General features: G+C 39.8%; 7 protein-coding genes. 2 read left to right on the plus strand and 5 right to left on the minus strand.

The genetic code is table 11. The annotated features are described in order from the left end of the window. Window positions 1-11: 11 nt before the first annotated feature. The gene (locus tag A7Q09_RS05460) at window positions 12-1,385 is read right to left on the minus strand and encodes a 3-deoxy-D-manno-octulosonic acid transferase (RefSeq protein WP_134390277.1); all 1,374 of its coding nucleotides are present in this window, start codon (window positions 1,383-1,385) and stop codon (window positions 12-14) included. A 16-nt stretch (window positions 1,386-1,401) separates the two neighbouring features. Continuing rightward, complete coding sequence (locus tag A7Q09_RS05465; protein WP_244228552.1) at window positions 1,402-2,373, minus strand: tyrosine recombinase XerC; 972 nt, start codon at window positions 2,371-2,373, stop codon at window positions 1,402-1,404. A gap of 187 nt (window positions 2,374-2,560) precedes the next feature. Between A7Q09_RS05465 and ppc the strand changes: the two genes are divergently transcribed. Beyond that, window positions 2,561-5,341: a phosphoenolpyruvate carboxylase gene (ppc, locus tag A7Q09_RS05470; protein WP_244228553.1), complete on the plus strand. Its 2,781-nt coding sequence runs from the start codon at window positions 2,561-2,563 to the stop codon at window positions 5,339-5,341. A 144-nt stretch (window positions 5,342-5,485) separates the two neighbouring features. Further along, window positions 5,486-5,698, plus strand: a complete 213-nt coding sequence (locus A7Q09_RS05475) for a hypothetical protein (RefSeq protein WP_134390279.1) — start codon at window positions 5,486-5,488, stop codon at window positions 5,696-5,698. A 71-nt stretch (window positions 5,699-5,769) separates the two neighbouring features. Here A7Q09_RS05475 and A7Q09_RS05480 read toward each other — a convergent pair whose 3' ends face one another. The 3 genes from A7Q09_RS05480 to ilvN form a co-directional block, all read right to left on the minus strand. Next, on the minus strand, window positions 5,770-7,284 hold the full coding sequence (locus A7Q09_RS05480; protein WP_134390280.1) for a 2-isopropylmalate synthase: 1,515 nt from the start codon (window positions 7,282-7,284) through the stop codon (window positions 5,770-5,772). A gap of 32 nt (window positions 7,285-7,316) precedes the next feature. Continuing rightward, a complete protein-coding gene (gene ilvC / locus A7Q09_RS05485) occupies window positions 7,317-8,345 on the minus strand; it encodes a ketol-acid reductoisomerase (RefSeq protein ID WP_134390281.1) in 1,029 nt (342 codons plus the stop codon). Window positions 8,346-8,462: 117 nt separating this feature from the next. Next, the gene (ilvN, locus tag A7Q09_RS05490) at window positions 8,463-8,936 is read right to left on the minus strand and encodes an acetolactate synthase small subunit (RefSeq protein WP_009059426.1); all 474 of its coding nucleotides are present in this window, start codon (window positions 8,934-8,936) and stop codon (window positions 8,463-8,465) included. Window positions 8,937-9,181 lie beyond the last annotated feature (245 nt).

Raw genomic sequence — 9,181 nt, forward strand, 5'->3', positions numbered from 1 at the left:
CTATCTACTTTCTAATTAACATGACTTTTTTGGATCTTCAATTCGCGATCTTCTCCAAAGTTTTGCCGTTGTTGCTGTTGAAAATTCAAATAGCCATGAAGAATTTTTGCCGTTTTTTCTCCCACTCCTACATTCTGTAAAAACAGGGATTTTGCCCTTTCTCCTAACAACTTTCTTGTCTTTTCCTCAGCAATCAGACTCTTTAGATGATGCGAAAACTCCTCCTTGTTTTGCACCATCACTATAGCTCGTTGATCTACAAAAAGATTCAATAATAATTTAAAGTTTTGCATATTTGGTCCGACTATAATCGCTTTTCCTGCTTTGGCAGCCTCTATAAAGTTCTGCCCACCTTTGGCAGTCAAACTTTTCCCTACAAAAACTAGATCAGCTTTTTCATAGAGAGAACGCAACTCTCCAGTAGAATCGACAATAAGGATATCAAAATTGCCTTCTGGAGCCATCTCCTTTTCCAAGCTGGAGCGCAATCTCGAATTTAGTCCAAATTGATCACAGAGATTTTTGATCTCTTTGGCTCTTTCAGCATGCCGAGGGGCCAGGATTAAACGCAAATTAGGCCAATGCTTTCTAAGCTTGATAAACTCCCTCAGGAGAATATCCTCCTCTCCCCGATGCGTACTGCCCCCCAAAACAACAAGGTTTTTTGCATCCCAACCAACTTTTGTCCACCACCCTAAAGAAACTTCCGTATGGCTTCTATAATTAGCAACGTCAAACTTCATACTCCCTAATCGAAAAATTCTTTCAGGTGGGAACCCTACCTTTACAAACCGTTCGATTTCAGAATCATCCGTTACTAATATCAAACTCAACTGGTGAAGATAGGGCTTCATAAACCAAGAAAAAATTTTATACCACCTTTCCGTTCTTTCTGATAGTCGGGCATTGCAGAGCAAAACAGGAATCTTTCTTTCAGAGGCTTCTGCCAAGAAATTCGGCCATATTTCTGTCTCAATAAGAACCACAAGTTTTGGGTGAAGATAAGAAAAAGTGCGACGAACTGCCCATGGAAAATCGAGAGGGAAATAAAAGACAAAACATTTTTCTTTGGGTTCCGATGCAGCGAGTCGAAAACCGGTAGCAGTGGTTGTAGAAAAGGCAACTTTGATTTTAGGATCTATTTTCCAAAGCTCCTTTAATATGACTTTTCCTATCATCACTTCTCCCACACTCACTCCATGGATCCACAAATCTACTCCTTGCTCACTGTTCATTTCTCGCTTTGGATACAATCCTAATCTTTGATCAATTCCATCGAATGGATTCCCCCTTCGCTTCAGTTTTATAAAATAATAGGGAAGGCAAAGGATTGTAAAAAATCCAAATAAGAAAGAATAAAGCCAACGGAGAAGAAAAGACTTCATATCATCTCCATCGTGTTTACTGCGCCCTGGGATGCGCTCGCTGATAAGATGCTCTTAAATGCTCCGCACTTACTGAGGTATAAATTTGTGTTGTCGATAAATGAGAATGACCTAGTAACTCTTGGATACTTCTCAAATCCGCTCCTCCTTCCAAAAGATGCGTGGCAAAGGTATGCCGTAACTTATGAGGGCTAATCGACTGATCCAGTCCAGCAATCATAAGGTATTCTTTCAAAGCAAGTTGGAAAAAACGTGGAGTCAATGGCTTTCCTCTTGAAGAAACGAAAAGAAACTCGGACTCATAAGGACAAATTTTAAGATAGTCGCAGATGGTAGCGGTGGCAACCTTTCCAATGATGCAAAATCTTTCTTTTTTTCTTTTTCCCTCAACAAGAAGAGCCAGTTCAGCAGGAAAAAAATTTTTTCTCTTTAATGCGCACAGTTCCCCAACTCGAATTCCCCCACCATAAAGAGTTTCCAGCCATGCCTGGTCTCTTTTCCATTGCCATTCTTTCCATTTGGATTTTGTTCCTTTTCCCTTCTCCTTTTCCCATTTCTGGCGTGGCGCATCGAGCAAAGCACGAATCTGTTCTAAACTAAGATATCTTGGAAGTGTCCGATAGAATTTGGGTAAGGAAAGACCAGAAAGGGGATTTTCTTTTCCTTGTTTTTGGTGTTGATAATAAAATTTAAAAAACGAACGAAGGGCAGCAAATCTCAATCGGATCGAACTATGCTTTAAATCAGGTTTTTTAGAAAGAAAATACAAATAGTTTCTGCATTCTTCCTTCCCTACCTCCCTACTAGTTTGCCATTTTCCCCAGGAAAAAAATTCTGTTAATGCCTGCCCGTAATTCCGTAGGGTATAAGAAGAAAAATTTTTCTCAGAAAGATAATGGATAAATTTCTTAATCGACTCTGCTATTTCTGGTGATAAAAGGCCTTTTTCTTTCTCCACTGCCATCGAAACAATCCTTTCTTCTATCATTCTTTTTATTGAGAAAAAGAAAAGAGAAAAAAGAACTTTTACCGTCAGCAGCCATTTGATCTGGCATAGATTCCTTTCTTAGGCCATGCGAAATGGAAAAAATGTTGAAATTTCTTTCAAAGGTTTTTCATTAAGATGAATCAAAAAAAATCGATCAACTGTTAAACTTTCAAACTAAAAAAAATTGGTGAAACATTTAGCTCATATCTCGGCTGAACACGATTTTTCCATTTTATCGAAATCCATCCATTTTTTAGGCGATACTTTAGGACGGGTCATTACGAATTTAGAAGGTAAAAAAATACTCGCCATAGAAGAAACTATAAGGAAATTGGCCAAAGAAAGCCGTCAAGGCAAAGAAGAAGCCACTAAAGCTCTCCTACGTATAGTTCAAGGATTAGATACCGACATCGCCTATCGAATGGCCATGGCTTTTACTTGCTATTTCGAATTGGTCAATATTGCCGAAGAAAATTATCGAGTTCGGATTTTAAAGAAAAGACGGACAAATCAACTGCTCTATCCCAAAAAGGCTATTCCCAAAGAATCGATCGAATCGGCTTTGTTTGAATTAAAAAAAGCGAAAGTCACCAAAGAGCAAATCCAAGAAATTTTAGAAAAAATTGAGATTGTTCTTGTTTTCACAGCCCATCCAACAGAAATAAAAAGACAAACGATATTAAACAAGCTGTGCGAAATATCCTCCCTATTAAAAAAAGCCTTTGGTAATGTCAAACTACCTCATCCCATTCAGACCGAAATAGAAAGACTAATCGCTTCTCTGTGGCTTACGGAACGGTCGAGATCAAAAAATCCTCAGGTCTTAGATGAAGTCCGCACAGGACTCTGGTATTTTGAACATACACTGTGGGACGTCATCCCTGAGCTCCATAATGAATTCAAAAGAGTCCTTCATATTTATTACCCTGGCGTTTGCCTAAAACCCAAATGGATATCCTTTGGCTCATGGATTGGAGGAGATAGGGATGGGAACTTTCAAGTGACAACAGCCACAACAGCAGCTACACTTATTTTGCAGCGGAATCTAGCTCTAAAAAAAATTGCCCAAAGCCTTCTTCAACTTTCTGAAATCTTTTCTGTTTCTAGTCAACATATTGCCCCTTCCAAAAATGTCCTTGAGCTTTTAGAGGAAAAGTTAAAAGTTTATCCCTCTCTTAAAGAAGAATACGAGAGTTACCCCAACGAGCCCTACCGCCTATTGTTATTGGCTCTAAAAAAAGAAGTCGAAATGGCTATCGATACCATCACTGAAAAAGACCTGCTCAATTTCTTCACCGAACCGCTGCCTCGCTGCTTCACACTGAATACCATAAAAGCCGTTCTAGAAGCAATTGAAGAAAATTTTAAGGCGCCAAATACTCGAATTTTTCTTGAGGGAGAATTTCAAAAACTAAAACAGAGAATCGAAGTTTTTGGCCTCCATATTTTCTCTTTAGATATCCGGCAACATTCCTCTATGCACCAAGAGGCTATTGAAGAGATACTCCAACTCAATGACAATGGTGTCAAATCCTACGCAACTCTCAAAGAAGAAGAAAAGGTCGAACTTTTGAACAGCTTGTTCCAGAAGCCCTTCCCTTCCCTTCCTTCTCTTTACAGCCATGCCAGCGAAAGGCTCAAGGAAATCCTAGGGCCTATTCTCGTTTTTTCTAGATCAATACGGATCTTAGGAAAAGAAGCATGCGGATGTTATCTGATCAGCATGACTTCTGGCTTATCTGATATTCTTGAAGTCCTTTATCTTTGTGAAATATGTGATTGCTTCATTGATATTGCTCCGCTTTTTGAAACTCTTTCGGACTTAAAATCAGCTCCAATGATTCTTGAGGATCTTCTTTGTCATCCACTTTATAGAAAATATCTGCAAAAACGAAACAACAAACAGATAGTCATGCTTGGCTATTCAGATAGCAACAAAGATTGCGGATATATGACCTCTAATTGGTGGCTTTATCACATCCAAGAAAAGCTTCATGAAGTTTGTCAATCTCACGGTGTTGATCTTATCCTTTTCCATGGAAGAGGAGGAACCATTGCCCGCGGAGGAGGTCCAGCAGCAAAAGCTATTTTAGCCCAACCCAAAGGGCTTTTAGACGGAAAAATTAGGATTACAGAGCAAGGAGAAGTACTGTCCACACGTTATCATGATTTCGATATCGCTCTTCGCATCCTCGAGCAAACCGCCTATGGGGTACTCCTTGCCATTTATAAGAGCAGAAAAAGGAGTGTTATTCCAAAATCTTGGAAAAATATTATAGAGTCGATCGCCGAAAATAGTTATGTTGCCTATACTCAATTGGTCCAAAATGAAGTCGACTTTTTGCGTTTTTGGCAAGAGGTTACCCCAATCAACGAAATTGGGTCTTTAAAAATTGCTTCCCGGCCTATTTTCCGTTTTCAGTCTAAAAGTTTCGAAGATCTTCGAGCCATTCCATGGGTGTTTTCTTGGATGCAAACTCGGTTCGTTATTCCTGGCTGGTATGGCATAGGATCAAGTTTAAAAATAGCTATTGAATCTAGTCCTGAGTCTTTATCCATCCTACGACAGATGTACGATAAATGGCCCTTTTTTCAAACAGTCATAGATAATGCTCAACTTTCTCTTGCTAAAACAGATATTGACATTGCAAAACAGTATTGTTCGTTAGCAACCAACAGGAGCCTCAGCGATAAAATATTTGCAATAATAGAATCCGAATACAATCAAACGGTTGAAACTATCCTCAAAATAACCAATCAAAATTCCATTCTTGATCATGAACCCATTCTTCAAAGATCTATCCGGTTAAGAAATCCTTATGTAGATCCCCTCAATTATATTCAAGTAGAGATGATCCGAAGAAACCGTAGCGGCTCAATAACCGATCCAAATGAGATTGACAAGATCCGCTCAGTCATCGAGTTAACTATCAATGGCATCAGCGCAGGCTTAAGAAACACTGGATAGTCTTCCACTCCACCTCTTCCTAAAGATCTTTTTCCATAAGAAGGCTGAAGCTTTCGAAGCTCAAATAAAGCTCTTTCTTCCCCCAAATTAAAAAAAAAGATTTTTTCTTTGCCAATTGCCTATTTTATGCAATGGTATTCTTAAATGGATAATAATTATAAAAGCTTTGATCATAAAAATTCATTTGATCGGAGCACTTCCCATTTAAAGCGGGAATGGGATTATATCTCTTTATCCATTGTTCTGGCTATCCTTATTGGCTATGTGCTTTTTGTAATCTTTTTGAATTTTGATCATTTTATCCCCTATTTAAGGCCAGAAAGCGAAATTTTCGACATTCCACCCACTCCCTTTTAAAGAACAAAAAAAAATTATTCCTTTGATCTAGAGAAAGGGACTATCTATTCGTTTTGTCTAAATGATTAAGCCTACAACAAGGCTTTATTGACCGCATTAAGATAGGCTTTGATACTAGCCTCGAGGACATCGGTGGAAGCTGCTTTCCCTGTTACTAAATGTGTTGAGTCAAAATTAACTTTGACGGTCACTTCTCCAATGGCATCTTTTCCCTCTGTCACTGATCTGACTTCATATTCAACTAAATGCCCATGCAGACCAGTAATCCTATCTACAGCTTTCATTGCTGCATCCACCGCTCCATCTCCAGTACTGGCATCCACGAGCAGTTCTTGGCCACGCCGTAATTTTATTGTAGCCATTGGAATCCCTCCACTACAAACAGCAACAGCCACATATTCCAGCTGATAAGTCTCTTTGATCCGAGAGATTTGTCCCTCGACAAGAGCAATCAAATCATCATCATAAATAAACTTTTTCTTATCTCCTATGTCTTTAAACTGGGAGAAAATGTTATCTATTTCCTCTTTTTCCAATTCGAAGCCTAACATGCGCAGTCTGTTTTCCAGCGCGGCTCTTCCACTATGTTTTGTCAAAGGCAGTTCGCTTTGTTCCCATCCAATTATTTTCGGATCGATAATCTCGTAAGTTTCCCTTTTCTTTAAGATTCCATCTTGATGGATGCCGGCAGCATGGGCAAAGGCATTTTCTCCGACTATCGCTTTATTTCTCTGAACAGCCAAACCCGACATTCTTGAAACAAGCCTAGAAGTCCTAAGAATTTCTTTCAGTTGAATGCCCAACTCCATTTTCCCAAAAAAATCAGGGCGGGTGTGTATGGCCATAATAATTTCTTCAAGAGAAGCATTCCCTGCTCTTTCTCCAATCCCATTTATGGTGCCCTCTACTTGTCTAGCTCCAGCTTTGATTGCTGCCAAAGAGTTAGAAACAGCCAGGCCTAAATCATTATGGCAATGCACACTAACAATGGCTTTATGAATATTGGGGACATTTTCAAAAAGATAGCGGATCAAAGAAGCAAATTCTTCTGGAACAGCATACCCAACTGTATCGGGAATATTGACGGTAGTTGCCCCCGCTTCTATGACCTGCTGAAGGATTCTAGCTAAAAATTCCGGCTCGGTTCTAGAAGCATCTTCTGCTGAAAATTCCACATCTTCCACATAACTTTTCGCCAAACGTACCCCATTGACTGCAATCTGGATAATTTCCTCTTCATCCTTCGCAAGTTTGTAGCGACGATGAATTTGAGAGGTAGCAAGAAATACATGAATCCTTGCCGCACTTCCAGCTGGCTCCAAGGCCGATGCTGCTGCTTCAATGTCTTTAGGTAAGCAGCGGGAAAGTCCACAAATCTTTGGTCCTTTCACTTGCATAGCTATTTCTCGGACTGATTGATAATCTCCTTGGCTAATAACAGGAAATCCTGCTTCAATCACATCGACCCCAAGCCTGGCTAACTGTTTGGCCACTTCTAGCTTCTGCCTGGTAGTCATACTGGCTCCAGGACATTGTTCTCCATCCCTCAAAGTTGTATCAAAGATAATAAGCCGATTTTCAGCCATAGGAAAGCCCTCTTCAGAGTTTTGTTTTTTTTTTAATCGTAGGCAGCCTGTACTCCTTGAAGATTTTTTTGCTTCAACCAAGGAAAGAGTGCACGATTCTCTGCTCCTACTTTCTCAATTTGGTGCTCAGCTCCCTGGGCTAGCAATTTTTTATACCGCTGTTTTCCTGATTTAACCTCTTCAATCCATTCCTTGGCAAAGGTACCGTTTTGAATGTTCTCCAATACCTTTCTCATGTTTTCTTTAACATGCTCATCAATGACTTTGGGCCCAACTGAAACATCTCCCCATTTGGCCGTTTCTGAAATAGAAAATCTCATGCCCGAAATTCCTGATTCATAAATCAAATCCACGATCAATTTCATTTCATGTACGCATTCGAAATAGGCCATTTCTGGTGCATAGCCACTGTTGACCAATGTTTCAAAACCAGCAGTAATGAGTGAGGTCAATCCTCCACATAACACCGCCTGCTCTCCAAAAAGGTCAGTTTCGGTTTCTTCTTTAAAAGTTGTTTCAATAACCCCAACCCGAGTCGAACCTATGCCCTTAGCCCAAGCCAAAGCAATATCTCTTGCCTTGCCACTTCGATCCTGGTAGGCAGCAATCAAGGCGGGGACTCCTCTCCCTTGGATGAATTCTCTTCTAACCAGATGGCCGGGACCTTTCGGTGCCACAAGAATGACGTCTGCTTCAGGAGGAGGCACTACCAGCTTGTAGTGGATCACAAAACCATGGGCAAAACCAAGAATTTTACCAGGAGTAAGATTGGGAAGTACCTGATCAGCATAAATCTCTGGAATCACAAGATCGGGAGTGGCTAAAAAAATAACATCGGCCCTTTTCACTACCTCGCTATTAGTGTAAACTTCCAATCCATGTTTTTTAGCAATGTCTATTGATTTACTTTGAGGATGCAGCCCGATGATTACGTTCATTCCGCTATCCCTTAAATTCAAAGCATGGGCATGCCCTTGGGAACCAAATCCAATGACTCCAATAGTCTTTGTCTTTAAAAGCGATAAGTCCGCATCTTTATCCAATAATACAGTCTTTGTCATTTTTTCCTTTCTACCATCGACAATGAAATATTCCTACGTTTCTATCTTAAAAAGTCGATGATTAGCCTTTCTATGTTTGCTTTCAATATTCCTTCTTTTAATGTTTCTTTTAGATTTTTAGATTCTTGGTAAAGCGATCTTTCCAGTTCTGCTTAAATCCAAAATCCCGAAGTCCTGCATAAGAAAAATAAATTTCGAAATTTTACTCTCATCCCCCGTCACTTCTATAGTCATATTTTTGGGTTCGACATCAACTATTTTTGCCCGGAAAATATCGCAGATCTGCATTAACTCCGCTCGACTTTTATTGCTCGTCGCTACCTTTACCAACACCAACTCCCTATCAATATATTCTCCATCCCTAAAATCCTGAACCGCTAAGACATCGATGAGTTTATTCAATTGTTTTGTCACCTGGTCTAATACTTGATCATCTCCTTTGACCACTATAGTCATCCGAGAAACGGACTCATCATGGGTTGGACCTACATTAAGGGTATCTATATTATAGCCTCTGCCGCTGAAAAGCTCAGCAATCCTGGTCAAAACACCAAACCGATTCGCCACTAAAATAGATAACGTATGCCTCATATCTTTTGATATATTACAAATATTTTTCTTTCCATGAAAAATAATTTATCGAATCTTTTGAATAGATTTGAATGTAGTCTTTTTCCTTCTGAAAAAAATATCTTTGTTTCCTCTATTTAGGCATTGACATCCTCCCCATGCCTAAAGGCAGGGGATTCCTGGAGATAACTGACCAGATTTAGCCAGGGCAAGCTCTCCGATGAGGGTGTTGAGGTTTTGATAGACCCTGACATTCTCATCGGCCT

The organism is Methylacidiphilum sp. Yel (assembly GCF_004421185.1).
GTDB lineage: Bacteria > Verrucomicrobiota > Verrucomicrobiia > Methylacidiphilales > Methylacidiphilaceae > Methylacidiphilum.